We start from the raw sequence: 16309 nt of genomic DNA, 5'->3' as shown, positions 1-16309 counted from the left end.
ATAAGAATTCTACCAAAAAAATATTATTTATTTGTTAGTCTTGCTTAGTTGCTGAGTTTCTAGTTCTATGATTAAATCTCTAATGCTAGCTGCATGTTCGTAGTTTTGATTTTTAGCAGCTTCAAGCATTTCAGTTCTTAACTCTTCAATCATCTTGACAAATTTATTACCCTTAGCTTTGCTTTTACGCATCACTTCTTCGATCTGTTTGTTTGATGCTTTGTTTTTTAAATCATCGTAAATCGGTTTGATAATCGTCTTAGGGGTGATCTTATGTTCCTTGTTGAATTTTTGTTGAATCTCTCTTCTACGATTAGTTTCATCAATAGCAATTTTCATCGCCTTGCTCATCTCGTCAGCATACATAATTACACGACCATTTTGGTTACGTGCAGCACGTCCAATCGTTTGAATTAATGCTTTATCACTTCTGAAATAACCTGGCTTGTCAGCATCAAAAATACATACTAAAGAAACCTCAGGGATATCTAATCCTTCACGTAAAAGATTGATACCCACAACACAATCATATTTACCCCTTCTTAAATCGTTAAGTATTAAAGATCGCTCCAATGTTTTTAATTCATTATGGATATACGCACATTTAAAGTTACGTTCTTTTAAATATTCAGTTAAATCTTCTGCCATCTTAATAGTGGTAACTGTAATAAACGTACGTTCGTTGCGTTCTTTTTGTTTTTTTAATTCGTTCATTAGATCATTCGTTTGATCTAATCTAGGACGCACTTCAACTGTTGGATCTAACAGGCCAGTAGGTCGAACAATTTGTTCAATTACTTCGTTGTTAGATAATTCAACTTCTTCTTGATTCGGTGTAGCCGAAACAAAAATAACTTGATCAGATTTACCGTTAAATTCTTCATAATTTAACGGACGATTTTCAAGTGCTGAAGGTAATCTAAAACCATAATCTACTAGTGTTGTTTTTCTTGATTTGTCTGTATTAAACATTCCTTTAACTTGAGGAACGGAAATATGAGATTCATCAATTACCATTAACCAATCATCACCAAAAAAATCAAACAAAGTTCAAGGTGTTGAACCTTTTTCACGCAATTCTAAATGAAAAGCATAGTTTTCGATTCCATTACAAAAACCAAACTCTTTAATTGCATCAATATCATATTCGGTTCTTTGTTGAAGCCTTTGTGCTTCAACAAGCTTTTGTTGATTTTTAAATTCTTGAACTCTAAACATCAATTCTTCTTGAATTCTTTTTATTGCTTTATCTTTCCGATCAAAATTCAAGATATATTCGTTAGCTGGTCCTAATACATATGATGTGTATTTTTCAATGACGCTATTATCAGTTGGGTGAATTTTTCTAATCTCTTCTAATTCATCACCAAAAAAGCTCAATCTAATAATATGATCATTTACATAACCAGGAAAAATATCAACTACATCACCTTTTATTCTAAATGTACCTGGTTGATTACATTCGTTGTTTCTTTCATAGTTTAATCTAACTAAATTTTCTTTTAGATCGGCAAGCTTAAGAGTGTTACCAACTTTTAAAATTATGCGGTAAATATCAAAATCTTCAGGGTTGGCAGCAGGATAAATACAAGCAACTGAAGCAACCACTATTACATCATTTCTTGTCGATAAAGAGTTAAGCGATGCTAGTCTCAACATTTCAATTTCGTCGTTAGTAACTGAACTTTTTTCAATATACATATCCGTTCTTGGAATGTATGCTTCGGGTTGGTAAAAATCGAAATATGAAACAAAATATTCAACAGCATTATTAGGAAATAATTCCTTAAATTCTAAATATAGTTGAGCTGCTAATGTCTTGTTATGAGCTAAAATTAACGTCTTTTTTTGCGTTTTTTCAACTACATTAGCAATTGTAAACGTTTTACCAGTACCTGTAGCACCCAATAAGGTTTGATATTTCTTTTTCTTGTTAAGACCATCAACAAGTTTTTTGATTGCTTCTGGTTGGTGACCTGCTGGTTTATTTTTGGAAACTAGTTTGAATTTTTTATCTGCCATTTGTTGATTTTGATATTCAGATCAAAGTTAAAATCATTATAAAATACCCATAAATTTACTGAACAAGATAGCTTTTTAATAATCAGACATATGCGTTTATAAACGTATTTAAAAAATATTAATAATTAAAATAAATATATAAATTTATCGGTAAAAATGAATGTTTTTATAAAATTAATTTAAAAATTTTGTAAATTTGCCAACAACTGTTATTAAAAAAGTATGCGTTTGTTCTTTTTATATATTGTTGTAGATAGTATATAGCGAATAAAGCAAATTTAATGATTTTATGATTAACGACAAATTATTATCAATCAACTTTTATTGGATTAGCTTTTTATAAAAACAAAAAGGATAGTAATAATAAAAACCAGTAATTCGTTTTTCTGGATTCACTAACGAGTCGAACGGCAAAGAATGTCAAATTTTTTGAAATTACTAGAGGTTATGTGCTGGCAGTAAATAAAACTACTGAAGAAAAAACTACAAAAATCGTTATCCTGTTTATTCATCAAAACATTAAACAACGGGCTATTAGAACGATCATGAGTATCTTTATGAAAACGCAATTACCTGAACAAACAATGACGCAAATGCTGGAACAATAAATTATAGAAACGAAAAATTTTATTATAAAAATGTTTGTGGGGTTCTGTTTTCTAAAAAAGTTAAGGCTGATCAGATGATCGCCGAAGCTTTAAATAATGTTGCAAAAAGTTATGCTTCCTATGTAGGTAATCTAAAGCTAATGATGAGTGTGGTTACTGGAGTTTAAACATAATACCTACAAATGAAGAAGAACAAAAAATATCAAATATTTTTGCAACTTTAGATCATCTAATAACACTTCGCCGCGTAAGTTAAAAATGCCAAAAAACATCAAGCAATATTTACTTAAAATACGTTCGTTTTATCGTATATTTTGATCAAAATTAAATAATAAAAATTAGTTCATTGTTAAATTCAATAGAACTAATTTTTCTTATTGTTTTGAATTATTACTGAGCTAAAAATGCTTTGGTTTGCTCTGAACAATCATTAACTACATTAATGATGTTTTCCTTGCCATTAATGATCGCTCCCGAGGCCATTTCGTGACCACCACCACCTCATTTTACAGCAACAGTTCTAACCGAAGGTCCGTTAGATCTAAACTCAACTCTTCATTTGTTATCATCTTCTTCAATAAAGAATAACCAAACTCTAAAGTTTTCAATATTAGCTAACATATTAACTCTAGCACACTCTAATGGTGAACGGTTAACAGCTTTTTGAACTTCTTTAGAACAAACAAAGTAGATTACATCATCTTTAGTTTGATAGTTAGCAAACACGTATTGTTGAAACTTTAAATCATTAAGACTAACTTTAGTTAGGTTTTGATTAATATAGAACATATCAGCATTAGCATTAGCTAGTATACTAGCTAATGAATACGTTCGTGCTGAGGTATTCTTAAATAAAAATCGACCAGAGTCAGTGTAGATTCCTAGATATAGGTAGTTAGCAGCTTTAGGAGTTACTTTCCACTTAGCTTGGTATGCGATATCAGCAATCTGTTCAGCTGCAGCAATATAACTTGAATCAACAAAAAATGCTTTAGCATCTAGATCATCTTCATTTGGATGATGATCAATTCTTAACACAGCGTCAAACAACTTATCGTCTAATAATGAGCGTGATTCAATTCGTTCTTTGTAGTTAGCATCCACAACTACCCCTAATACTTTTTTGTGCTTGAATCATTCATGATCAAGATGATCATGTTCCATTTCTAAAAATGGGAAACTATCTTTTTTATCTCCCACAACTTTTACTTCTTTATTAGGATAATTTGTTTGTATTAATTCTTTTAAACCAAATTGCGAACCTAAGCAATCCCCATCAGGTCTAATGTGATGAAAAATTACGATATGATCGTATTTTTCGATGATTTGTACTGCTTGTTGTATATTACCTTTAACCATGATCTGCTCCTTATTATTTAATTATCAAAACGTACCATTTTGGATTGCTGTAATCACGACGTATATTACGCCATAAACGCACAATCCAACGAATAGCAAACCAACTAGAATAACTAATGTTGTTAATAAGATTCTAACCTTTGTTGAAGCTGTTCTTCAAAAATTAACTAGTTTATCTTTCATAAATAATTACTAACCTTTGATCGTATTATTACCACGTCTACCAACTGAGTTCATAATGCGTTTTCTAAATATAAAGTAAACAATGAACATCGGCACGATAGCAACAATAGTTGCTGCCATTCTTAAGTTAGTTAAAATGATTTGTTGACCCCCTGGATCGCTGTTAGGATCAATTCCTTGACGTATTACCCACAGGTTAATTACGTTGAAAACTTTTGATTGGCTATCAAGTAATAACAATGGTCATAGATATGAGTTTCATGATGCAAATGAAGTTAGGATCGTTACTGTTCAGATTGTTGGCTTAACCAAAGGAACAGCAATTTTAAAGAAATATTTAGCACCACTACATCCATCGATTAGGGCTGATTCTTTTATTCTTCCTGGAATTGCTTCAAATGCATTTTTAAACATATAACCCGAAAAGATTGAAGCAACATATGGTGTCACTAACGATATTAAGATCTTAGGATCAGCACGATCATTTCATTCTAATAAGGTGATTGTTCTAAATTGACCAATTAACAAAGCTGATTCGGGCAAAATTAAGATTGATAAGTACAATAATCAAAATGCGCGCTTAAACTTTCAGTTTCTTAATGAAAAAGCATAACCAAACGTCATTGTAAAGAACAATCTCAAAATTACTGATAAGGCTGTGATAAATGCTGTTACCAGCAAAGCATATCAATAGTCTTTTTCACCTAAAACTCTAGCAAAATTAACTGGGTTAAATGAATCTGGTCACAAGATCGGTTTTCTTTGGTCTAACACCTGTTGGTCAGGTGCAAGTGCAACTACCAACATGAAATAAAATGGAAAGATAATAATCATTCCAAAGAATAACAAGATTAATGACTTGAAGATGAATCCTAGGATGATGCTTCTTCAAGTAGTGTCTTTGATTTCAAAACTAACACGTTCGTAGTTTTTCTTAATCTTGATTCGAGAAATCCAGTTCTTAAATTTTAGCTTTAATGCGAACATTTCTGATTTTCACCTTTAATATAATTGCGTCGAATAAATTAACTGCGTTTCGTAAGAACAATCCATAAAAAGTACCTAGGATAAATAATACGATTGTTGCAGCTCCTGCTAAGCCATAGTCGGCTGCTCTAATACTTTTAAAAATAAATATTAGTACTGTTGATGCCCCGTTAGCAAGTGCTGCATCTGGATTATTTGAAAAGATTGCTAATGGGAATACTTGTAATCCACCAAGGATTCCTAAAGTTAACAAGAAATTAATTGATTTCTTAATTGATGGTAATGTGATTCTGAAGAATTGTTTAATCGGCGAAGCGCTGTCGATTGAAGCGGCTTTATATAAGGTTTTATCAACTGATAGCATTGCCATTGACAAGATTAGTACGTTGAATGCTAAATTTCTTCAAACTCCGTAGATTAATACCCCAAATAAAGCTTTATATCCTTCAATCTCACCTGAGCTTAATCAAGGAATATTCTTACCAATAATAGCGTTTAACACCCCTGTTGATGAATCTAGGATGTAAATAAAAGCAATTGAGATTGCAACTGATGAAGTTACGTAAGGTAAGAAAAAAATCGTTTGTCAAAATCCTCGTGCAACTTTGTTATAAACAAAAACGATTGCTGATGAAATTATTACTGAAATAATCAACGTTATTGGTAAAGAAATAATCGAATATAAAAACGAGTTTCTCAGTCCAATAACAAACGGTTGGCTGGTAAACAGAGTTTCAAAATTCTTAAACCCAAACGACCCTGAATTTAGATCTAAAACACTATTTAATGGAGTAAACGCTTTTTCAATTACCATGAAAAATGGTAAGATCGTAAATAAAAGAATTACGATAAAGCTAGGGAATAATAAAGCTAAAGGCACTAAAAATGAAACCTTTTTATCTAAGATTCCTAATTCTGTATTCTTTTTTTGTTGGCGCTTTTTTAGTAGTCAATTAAAAAACATAATTAGATCCTGTTAGTTGTTTCAATATCAAAATAGTGCAATTTATTTTGATCAATATCAAATTTAATCTCATCATTAATTTGATAGTTTGAATGGTTTAGCTTAACATTAATTAATTGATCATAAAACAAACATTTAGCAATTGTAATTTTCCCTAGATTTTCAATCTGTTTGATTGTAGCTTTATTGATACCATCGTCTTTTATGATGATGGTATCATCTCTAAAACCAACACGAATCTTAGGATAATCTTTTAGATCAGATTTAACGATTAGACTGTTGTTGTAATAAACCTTATTGTTTTTTTGTTCACAGGTTAAAATATTCATTTCAGGTACACCTAAAAATTTGGCAACAAATTCATTTTTAGGTTTGTTGAACAATTCTGTTGGTGTCCCAATTTGTTGGATTAAACCATTAGACATACATACAATTTCATCTGAAATTGACATAGCTTCTTCTTGGTCATGAGTAACAAAAATCGTGGTAATGTTTAGATCAGATTGAATTGAGCGGATCCATTGTCTGGTTTGCAATCTTAACTTAGCATCTAAGTTAGATAGTGGTTCGTCCATTAATAAAATTTTTGGATGGCGAACGATGCTTCTTGCGATTGCTACACGTTGTTGTTGACCACCAGAAAGCTTGGTTGGAAACTTTGCTAAATTTTTGGTAATTTCCACACGATTAGCAACTTCTAAAACTGCTTGATTGATTGCTTCTTTAATCGAAATATTATTCTTCATTTGAAGATCATATTCGGCTTTTTCTTGCGGTGTTAATTTAGATAAATTTAATGAATATTTTTCAACTAATTTTTGTCTTAAATTTTTGTAAATATTCAATAATTCACGGTCAATTCGACCCATTTGTGATTTTAGTTTTTTAATTTCCAGTAATTCTGGTGAGTTTTTAATTACTTGTTTTTCTTTAGCAATTTCTTGCTTATTATCTGAAATTAATTTCTTGTATTTTTGTTTAATTTCAACGACAGTTTTATGATATTGTTTTTTTAGATTACCAATAGTTTCTTTGTTATTAGATTTCTTAGCTTCAGATAACTTATTTGCCACATCTTTAGATAAACTAGAAATTTCAATGTGTTTTTTAACACTAAGTAAACGTTTTTGTGAATTCAATTCACGAAGGTTTTTATGCAAATTGATCTCTTTATTATCACAATCAATTCGCATCTGAATCGGAACGTAATAACGATTTTCACCTGATTTATTTCAAGCGTTAATCTCTTCTTGTGTTGCACCGTTTGCTCTAAACACAACACACTCGGCACGGGTTAATGACATCAATGATTTAAATGCCGCTTTTTTCTTTCACCCTTCGTCGTTATAAAGCGGGAAAGCAATATTTTCATAAACCGTTAAGTGCGGGTACAAAGCATAGTTTTGAAAAACTAAACCTAATTTGCGATCCTTTGGGCTTTTATCAGTAACATCATACCCAGAGAATAAGATTTGTCCACTTGTAGGTGTTAACAACCCAGCAATCGCGTTAAGAGTTGTGGTTTTACCACAACCACTAGGTCCTAAGAAAGTAACTAGTTTTCCTTTTTTAATTTCAAACGAAACATTATCCAAAGCTAATGTTTCCCCAAAATCTACAACCAAGTTGTTAATTACAATAGCTGGTGTTTCTTTTTTTTGTTTTGAATATTCTTGATGCTTATTTTGATAATTATCAATCTGTATTTCTAATGTTGATTTAGAATGTTCCATCTTGTTATTGTTCTATAATTCAGTTCCAAATTAAGATTTTAATATTTTAATTATTGCTTACAACTACGAAATTAACTTACTCATAGAAAGGTCATATGCTTTGCGCGTAATCGTTTGGATCTTGCCCCCTCTTAGCATATTTCTTGTAATTATTCGTCCCTGGATACAAGAAGCTTACTCAACTACCATCAACCCCTCGAACTTGATAAATTGATTTAAGCGATTTGCTCAGATCGTTATTAAGTGATCAGATATTTAATTTATCAAGGATTGCGATGTTTGCAGCAATCCCGATTGGTCAAGTGGCTACATAAGTTTCAGAATTAGTATCAAGTAAATCATTAACTGATTTAATTAATGGGATTGCTAAACCGTTTAATACAACTTTCGAACCATAATTAATTGCGGTCTTTTTCACTGGGTTAAAATCATAATAAATTGTTCCCACTAACCGATTATAACTTTTTGAACCAGCATATCAAAAGTAAACATTGCTTCCTTCTGGAATCGTTTTTTGAGCAAATTTAGTTGCTTGTTCTGCATACATTAATTCTGTCTGATCTGAAGGCACTCGCATGTTGTTATCAACAACTTTAGTTTTTTCTGGAGTATCTATTCCTTCGATCCGAATTGAACTAGTTTCACTGCTTAATTGATCTGGATTATCTGCTTGATAAAATTGAATCAAAGGAGTATCCCCGTCAGATCATCTTAACAGTTTAGCCTTTTGCAAATGATTTTGAATCTGCTGATCAGTAAACTTAGTTACACCATATTGATTATATAAATCTTCTCAATACGGTTTACTATCAGCAGGAATACTACTTGTATTATTGTTTGAAGTACATGAACTAATAACGGGAATAATCATTCCCATGATTCCTGTTGTGATTAATAATTTATTAAGTTTCATACTTTGTAGCGATAAATGAAAAAACAAAATAACTAAGTTAATTATTTTGTTTAGTTATTTTGTTTTAGTTTTGTTTTACGATTGTGGGAACAATCTTATTTAGATTACTTAAGAATGTATCAAAATTAGACTTAGAGCTGTTTGCTGATACTAGAGCGCTGTCTATAGACTTTCTAAATGTACCACTTCTAAAGTCTGGAACATCATTGTAAGCCGCGTATTTAGGATCGTCTAATATTGATTTAAAGGCGTTGGTTGCAATGTTTTGGTAAGGATTGCCTGCGCTCATATTCTTAGGATCATTTAAGAAATCTCTAGTTGGTAAGATATATGAAGCTTTTAATACGATGTAATTTAATGGTGTTCCGTTATAACCTGTACTTGCTTGCGCACCATTTCCACCCTGTGAAGCAGGGATAGTAATATTCCCTTTCATTAATCAGTTAATGAAACGTTTTGTTTGTAAGTCTTCGTTTTCATTAGCATGGATACCGATTAAGCTTGGCCCTTGAGTTAAGATTATATTTTTTTCATCAGTTGATTTGAACTTAGTTGGCGCAATTCTGATATCTGCTTCATCAGCTTGTAAAGTTTGTTCTGTAGTGGTTGCTACTTTGTTAGCATCTTTTGAAAGAACAAACGCGGTTGGAAATCTAGGATTGGTTAAATTACCAACGGCATAGATTTTATCTTTAACAGCGTTATCAAATTTTGATATATCAAAATTTGTACCAATATATCCGATTAATGTGTTTCTTTTAGTACCTAGAGTATCTTTCATTGGTTCTAAAACTTCAGATAAAGCTTGTTCAGCTTTTTGTCTTGTAGTTTCATCAGGAAAAGCAACATTAGTATCTGTTTGCTTCAATGTATCGGTTAGCATATCTTTTTTGTAGATAACATAACGCTTACGGCTAGAATTAAATGTACCGATAGCACCAGCATCATATTCAGCTTTAGTTGGTGCATTTAAATTACTTGTAAAGTTAGGGAATGGATAAGTTCCTACTGAAGCATCAACACCAGTAAACACTAGGTTATGTTGTTGACTGTTTGAAGCAAAGCTTTGGTAATAACCTGAAGTTGAGCTGATGAAGAAGGCTAGTTGATGGAATTTACCTCAGTTTGAAGAATAGTTACCACCGTTGTTTAAGAATAAACCGTTAGCATTCATTAATGGTTGGATATCATTAAATACGTTCTTTATCGGTTCAGCACGATTGTCTTTATTAGATAATAATGCGTTGAAATCATAAGATTTGCCATCAGCAGCTTTTCTAATAATATATTGATTACGGTCACCATTTACTTGAGAAAAGCTTGCATTGAATAAGAAGTTACTTGGTGAGTCTAATCCAATAACACCTTGAGGATCAGTTGGTTTACGATCGTTTACTGGTTTAAGTTTATTTGGGTAAGATTTAGCAATTCTAGTAGCTAAATCAACTAATCCAGTGGTTGTGTTTAATGCTGATGCATCAAAAGTATATCCTTTAAGACCGCCATCAACTGATTGGTAATCACCTCATAGCGTTTTGATATAATTTGAAGAAACAGTTGCTGTGTCTGTATTTTGATCAGTCGTAGGTTTACCTTCATTCACCATCATTTCATCTGTTGCTACCTTTCGTGTAGATTTAGGACTACCTAAGTTCTTTTGAGCTTTCATCTTTCATTCAGCTCATAGTTTTTGTGTTGCTTGATCACTAGCAATTGTTAAATCGTTGTTAACTCTTGCTTGACTTAATAATTGATAAGCTACTGGGACGTTAGTTACTAGCACTTCGGTTGATCTAGTAATTGGAACACCATAAACTGATTGATCATAATTCCCTGGAATCTCATAGTTTTCTTGCAAGAACCGAGGTGAAAACATTGATGTATCAACAGCTTCAGGACCTTTGTTTAATTTTAAAGCTTGATCATATCTTACTAATTGTGCAGACACTGTTGAATAATTGAAGATCATATTAAAGAATTGAGTTTTATCTTTAGAGGCAAGCTTTGTATTAACTGTTTCGTTACCACCATCATAACCACCAGCAATTGAAAACACTTCAACAGGGTAATCAGTTGACGGTTTTTCTTTGTTGTATTGACTAATTACATCATTTAAAGCTACAGCAATAGGTGATGAAGCTGAAAAACTGCTTGCTAATACTAATTTTTTATCATCAGTTTGGTCAAATCTTGTGCTTGTTTTTGTACAACTTGCAACAACTATTGATGCACTAGCAAATAAACCTAATACACCTAGAACTTTTTTAAAAGTTTTACGTTTCATATATTCTTAAATTATCTTATTTCCATTCTTATGGCTTGATTATATTGATAAATTGAAATAATATCAATATAAATGTTTTAAACATTTAACCCAAATTATTTTTACGAACATTATTTTTATCATTTAATGTAAAAAAATCTTACTTGTATGTTATATATGTATAAAAGCAAAACGAAGCATAATGTTTAAAAATTGACAAAAAATTTATAAAAAATGAAAATAAAAATCAACTAAAAAGCTTTGAAAAAATTTTTGTTTTATGCTTTTTAGTTGAAAAAAATAATTATTTATTTATTTAGGCAGTGAATTGCCTGGTTGTTCTGGTTGAGTTGGTTTTGGTGTTGATGTGATTTGACCATCAACTAATTTAATTAAACTATCAACAGGAACTTCGCGTTCGATCATCTTTCCCGTTTGATCTGGGAATTCTAAAACTACTTTAGCTTCTTGTTGACCGCCGTTTTGTAGTGCTTCAAGTTTTTTGATCTCTTCTAAACGTTTAAGCGCTTCTAGGCGTCGGTGTTCTTGTTCAACGTTGATATCAACGTTTTTAGTTGGGTTGATAATCGCACATACAGCTAGAATTACGTTCTTAGCAACTTTATTTAACATTAGGTCGAATAATTTTTTAGCTTCTTCAACATAGATGTTTAATGGCGATGTTTGTTCTAATGAACGTAATGAAACCCCTTCACGCAGTTTTAGCATCTGATCTAAGTGATGAATCCATGCATCATCCATTTGTTGAATAATGATATCTCTAAACACGTTGTTAGCGATTGCTGGAGTCATTACTTCAATCTTTTTAGCAATTGCTTCTTTAACTAATTTTAAAACTGTCTGTTTAGCTGCTGGTAGAGTCTGGTTGTAGAATTGTGAAGCTGAGATCTCTTCATCTTGAAGTAATTGCTTTTGTACTGCAATTGATAGTTCAACTGGGTTAACCATCGTTTGGTTAGCTTGATCTTTGAAAGTATCTACAAAACCTTCCACAAAGTTTTGTGCCATACGATCAATTACTTCAATTAGTTCAGATGCGATCAAGATCTTATCGCGTTGCTTATAGATTAATTCACGTTGATTAGCCAATACGTGGTCGTAATCAATTAAATTTTTACGCATATCAAAGTTAACTGATTCAACTTTCTTTTGCGTCATGCTTAAAAATCTAGAGAAGAATTTAGAGTCAAAGTAATCTGATGCAAGTTTTTCTTGAGCCTTAATGATTCTGTCTTGAGCAAAACGTTTGAACAAAGGGTCGCCAAAACTAATGAAGAAACGACTTTCACCAATATCACCTTGACGTCCACTACGTCCACGTAATTGGTTATCAATTCGACGAGATTCATGACGCTCAGTACCAATTACGTAAAGACCACCTAATTCTTTAGCACCTTTACCAAGTTTAATGTCAGTACCACGACCTGCCATATTGGTTGAAATTGTAACTGATCCAACCTCACCTGCCTTAGCAATAATATGAGCTTCACGAGCGTGGTTTTTAGCATTCAACACTTCGTGGATGATGTTTTTTTCCAACAACATTTGGTGCACAATTTCAGAATCTTCCACACTACCGGTCCCAACCAAGATTGGTTGACCAGTTTTATGAATCTTTTCAATTTCATTAACCACTGCTTCTCATTTGGTTTTCAAGTTACCAAACATAAAGTCAGGGTGGTCTTTACGAATTACAGGACGGTTTGTAGGTACAGGTACCACAACCATATTATAGATCTTTAAGAACTCTTCTGCTTCGGTTAAAGCAGTACCTGATACTGCTGCTAACTTCTTGTACAATCTGAAGAATGATTGATAAGTAACAGTAGCTACCACCACGTTTTCAGCTTCAATTGGAACACGTTCTTTAGCTTGAACTGCTTGGTGTAAACCACCATTATAGCTACGCCCGTCTAAAATTCTTCCTGTAAAGTGGTCAACAATTAAGATCTTATCGTCTCTTACGATATATTCTTTTCCGTTTTGAAAGATCTTTCTTGCAGTCAATGCATTACCAATCTTGTGAAACAGATCAGAGTTTTCTAAGTCAAAAAGGTTTTTAATCTTGAAATGTTTTTCTGCTTTATTAATCCCTTTTTCAGTTAATGAAGGACTGCGAGATTCGGGGTCAATTTTGTAATCATCTTCATTAAGACTTTCCACAAATTTATCTGCATCAAAATACATCCTAAAATCTTTTTTAGGTTGACCTGAAATAATTAATGGTGTTCTTGCTTCGTCAATTAAAATTGAATCACCTTCGTCAACGATGGCAAAGTGCAACCCACGAATCTTTTTATCGCGGTAGTTGCGCACCATATTATCTCTTAGATAATCAAAACCTAACTCAGAGTTAGTTGTGTAAGTAAGATCGCAATCAAAAGCTTCTTTTTTTAGGTGTGGTGCTAAGTTAGCCTTATTACAACCAACAGTTAAATTCAAGCGAGCAAAAATTCTTTTTGCTTGCTCAGCATCACGCTCGGCTAAGTATTCATTAACTGTAACAATATGTACACCTTTTTTCTCAAGCATATTTAAATATGCTGCTAACACCAGAGTTAAGGTTTTACCTTCTCCAGTCATCATTTCACTAAAGTCACCTTGGTGAACGACATAAGCCCCTATAAGTTGCACTAAGTAAGCAAAGTTACCAGTTTCACGGTAAACTACTTCACGAATAACCGCAAAAGCTTCAACTAAAATATCATCAGTTGTTCTGTTGTTATTCTTTAATTCATTAATAAAATATTCAGTTTTATTAAATAATTGTTCATCACTTAGTGCGCGAATTTCGTCTTTTAGTGCATCTACTTGCTTAGCAGCAATTGTTGCTCTTTTTAAAATTCGGTTTTTGGGTGAGATTAATTTAAATCAGTTAATTAGCATTTTTGATTAGTTCTTCGATCTTTTGTTGTGGATAATTCTTATTTAGGATTGACGCTAATGATTTCACTAATGACTCTAAATCCATACTGAAGTAGGTCGCTACTTCGTTTGGATTACCTGATAAACCAAAATCATTAACACCGATTACTAAACTAACAAACTCAAATCAGATATTACTTACACCTGACTCAATCACGATGTTTTTGTATTTCTTAAACTCTTTAAGTGCATCTAGATCAGATAACTTTTCTTTAAGTTTTTTGAATGAAGGCACAGAGATTACATCGATATCAATCGCTTCTTGTTTAAAGATTTTTGCCAACTTTAATGCTGTACCAGCATCTGAACCAGTTGCAATTAATCTCAATTTTGGACTCTTAGTTTTATTTAGGTAATAATAACCATCGTCAAATGATTTAGGATCAACCTTAGTTAAGCTAAATTCACTTCTTGAAGTTGAAATTACCACTGGTTTGTGATTCTTCTTGTCAAATGCGGTTTTAAGCGCTACATATAGTTCGTAGAAGTTGGCTGGACGATAAACCAACACGTCTGGAATTAATCTTAGTGCTGATAATTGTTCAATTGGTTGGTGAGTTGGACCGTCTTCACCAACATTAAATGAATCGTGAGAGTAAACATAAAGCGAACTTACGCCATTAATAGCACCTAATCTTAGTGCAGCTTTATTGTAATCACTAAACGCCATAAAGGTTGAACATACTGCTTTTAAACCCTTATGAGCCATAATTCCGTTAACAATACATCCCGCTAAGAATTCTCTTACTCCAACATCGACTAATTGTTTGTCATAATGACCGATATCAAAACGAGCATTATCGTGAGTAATTACTTTAGTTGAACCTGATAGATCACAATTAATTACTAAAATGTTGTCATTAACTTTGGTTAACTCTTTGAATACCTTGCCAAATAAATTACGTGTTGAATCGTTTTGATCAACATTAAATTGATTGATCAAGTTTTTAGGGAAATTAATCTTTTCTTCTTCAACTTGGGCAATAAATTTCTCTCTTAAATCCGATTTGGCTTTAGCTAAACGATTAATGAATTCTTCTGAATCTTTTTGACCGCGAGCGATTGCTGGTTCAAAGTGTTTTTTAACATCAGAACTTACTGTAAAAGGTTTAGCTTTGTAATCAAGTTTTGCGCGAATCTTTTTGATCTCATCATCATTAAAAGGAGAACCGTGCGCTTTGTTTGTATCTTCAACTGAACTTGCAAAACCTAATTTAGTTTTAACTTCAATGAAGGTGGGTTTGTCTGATTTCTTAGCTTGAGCAATCGCATCTGAGATTGCTTGATAATCGTTACCATCTTTAACTAAAATGTAGTTTCACTTATAAGACTTAACTAACATTCCTACATCAAAGTTAGTAGAGTTAGCTACACGACCATCTAGTTGTACGTCATTAGAATCATATATTCAGATTAATTTTTTAAGTTGGTATCTACCAGCTACTGCTAATGCTTCTTGACATACCCCTTCTTGGATATCACCATCACCAATTAAACAATATGTGTAGTGATCAATAATCTTATTAAAGCGAGCATTTAAATTAGCTTCAGCCATTGCAAAACCAACTGATGTTGCTGCACCTTGTCCTAATGGGCCTGTACCAAAATCAACGCCGTCTAACATTGTTGATTCTGGGTGACCTGGAGTTTTAGATGAAAATTTTCTAAAGTTTTTTAAATCCTTAGCGCTTAGCGTCTTATAACCAGCAACATACATTGTTGCATATAATAAAGCACTACCATGACCTGCACTTAAGGTGAAACGATCGCGGTTAAGATAATTTGGATCATTAACATCATAATTTAAGTGATCGCGGAACAAAGCATACATCATTGGCGCTGCTGACATAACAATACCAGGGTGTCCAGATTTAGCATTGTTAATCATTTCAATTCCCAGAACGCGAATTGTATTTATTGTTTGTTGTTGTATGTTCATATTAAAATAGATTGATCCTTTTAAATCAATCCTTATATATAAAATAAAATATTAAAAGTAAATTATATTAATTTGTTGTCTACTAAAGCTTTTTTAAGCTCTTCACATGCCTTGTCTTCATCTTCACCTTCAATGATGAATTCAACAGGTGTGTTTTGCTTAACAGCTAAAGACATTAAATTAATAATTGATTTAACATCAGCGGTAGCACCACCAACGATTTTAAGGGTAACTTTTGATTTAAAACCACCCATTTTTGAAGATAGAACAGTCGCTGTTCTTACGTGTAATCCAAATGGATCTACAATAGTTGCTTTGAAGCTTTTCATTGTGTATTTTTGATATTTTTAAATATTTAACTACTAATAATTATAAGCCATTATTAATTAATT

12 protein-coding genes are annotated in these 16309 nt (G+C 32.2%); 1 reads left to right on the top strand and 11 read right to left on the bottom strand.

Features of this window, described 5'->3' with window-relative positions:
- Positions 1–27: 27 nt before the first annotated feature.
- The gene (uvrB, locus tag P690_RS0103135; RefSeq protein WP_027122307.1) at positions 28–2022 is read right to left on the bottom strand and encodes an excinuclease ABC subunit UvrB; all 1995 of its coding nucleotides are present in this window, start codon (positions 2020–2022) and stop codon (positions 28–30) included.
- A gap of 449 nt (positions 2023–2471) precedes the next feature.
- On the opposite strand from uvrB, the gene P690_RS04570 reads away from it, so the two are divergent.
- Complete coding sequence (locus P690_RS04570; protein ID WP_245576698.1) at positions 2472–2630, top strand: hypothetical protein; 159 nt, start codon at positions 2472–2474, stop codon at positions 2628–2630.
- 390 nt (positions 2631–3020) lie between these two features.
- Here P690_RS04570 and P690_RS0103120 read toward each other — a convergent pair whose 3' ends face one another.
- From P690_RS0103120 to P690_RS0103075, 10 genes are all read right to left on the bottom strand, one after another.
- Positions 3021–3989, bottom strand: coding sequence for a DHH family phosphoesterase (locus tag P690_RS0103120; RefSeq protein ID WP_027122306.1), 969 nt, complete (start codon positions 3987–3989; stop codon positions 3021–3023).
- Positions 3990–4010: 21 nt separating this feature from the next.
- On the bottom strand, positions 4011–4172 hold the full coding sequence (locus tag P690_RS04395) for a hypothetical protein (protein WP_156920506.1): 162 nt from the start codon (positions 4170–4172) through the stop codon (positions 4011–4013).
- Positions 4173–4181: 9 nt separating this feature from the next.
- Positions 4182–5159: a carbohydrate ABC transporter permease gene (locus P690_RS0103110; RefSeq protein ID WP_027122305.1), complete on the bottom strand. Its 978-nt coding sequence runs from the start codon at positions 5157–5159 to the stop codon at positions 4182–4184.
- Entirely contained in the window at positions 5134–6123 is a 990-nt protein-coding gene (locus P690_RS0103105; protein ID WP_027122304.1) for a carbohydrate ABC transporter permease, read from the bottom strand. Before P690_RS0103105 ends, P690_RS0103110 begins: the two co-directional genes overlap by 26 nt.
- 2 nt (positions 6124–6125) lie before the next feature.
- Positions 6126–7856 (bottom strand): ABC transporter ATP-binding protein, encoded by a 1731-nt coding sequence (locus tag P690_RS0103100; protein WP_027122303.1) that lies wholly within the window; start codon positions 7854–7856, stop codon positions 6126–6128.
- A 76-nt stretch (positions 7857–7932) separates the two neighbouring features.
- Entirely contained in the window at positions 7933–8769 is an 837-nt protein-coding gene (locus P690_RS0103095) for a thermonuclease family protein (RefSeq protein WP_027122302.1), read from the bottom strand.
- 64 nt (positions 8770–8833) lie between these two features.
- The gene (locus P690_RS0103090) at positions 8834–11053 is read right to left on the bottom strand and encodes a P68 family surface lipoprotein (RefSeq protein WP_027122301.1); all 2220 of its coding nucleotides are present in this window, start codon (positions 11051–11053) and stop codon (positions 8834–8836) included.
- Positions 11054–11344: 291 nt separating this feature from the next.
- On the bottom strand, positions 11345–13939 hold the full coding sequence (gene secA / locus P690_RS04115) for a preprotein translocase subunit SecA (RefSeq protein WP_245576696.1): 2595 nt from the start codon (positions 13937–13939) through the stop codon (positions 11345–11347).
- The gene (locus P690_RS0103080; protein ID WP_027122300.1) at positions 13929–15917 is read right to left on the bottom strand and encodes a transketolase-like TK C-terminal-containing protein; all 1989 of its coding nucleotides are present in this window, start codon (positions 15915–15917) and stop codon (positions 13929–13931) included. The genes secA and P690_RS0103080 overlap by 11 nt, the downstream gene beginning before the upstream one ends.
- 62 nt (positions 15918–15979) lie before the next feature.
- Positions 15980–16246, bottom strand: coding sequence for an HPr family phosphocarrier protein (locus P690_RS0103075; RefSeq protein ID WP_027122299.1), 267 nt, complete (start codon positions 16244–16246; stop codon positions 15980–15982).
- Positions 16247–16309: the final 63 nt, after the last annotated feature.

This window comes from Mycoplasma imitans ATCC 51306, from assembly GCF_000518305.1.
GTDB classification, from domain to species: Bacteria; Bacillota_I; Bacilli_A; order Mycoplasmatales; family Mycoplasmoidaceae; genus Mycoplasmoides; species Mycoplasmoides imitans.
The sequence above is the reverse complement of the archived record's forward strand: the minus strand, read 5'-3'. Positions and strand labels throughout refer to the sequence as shown.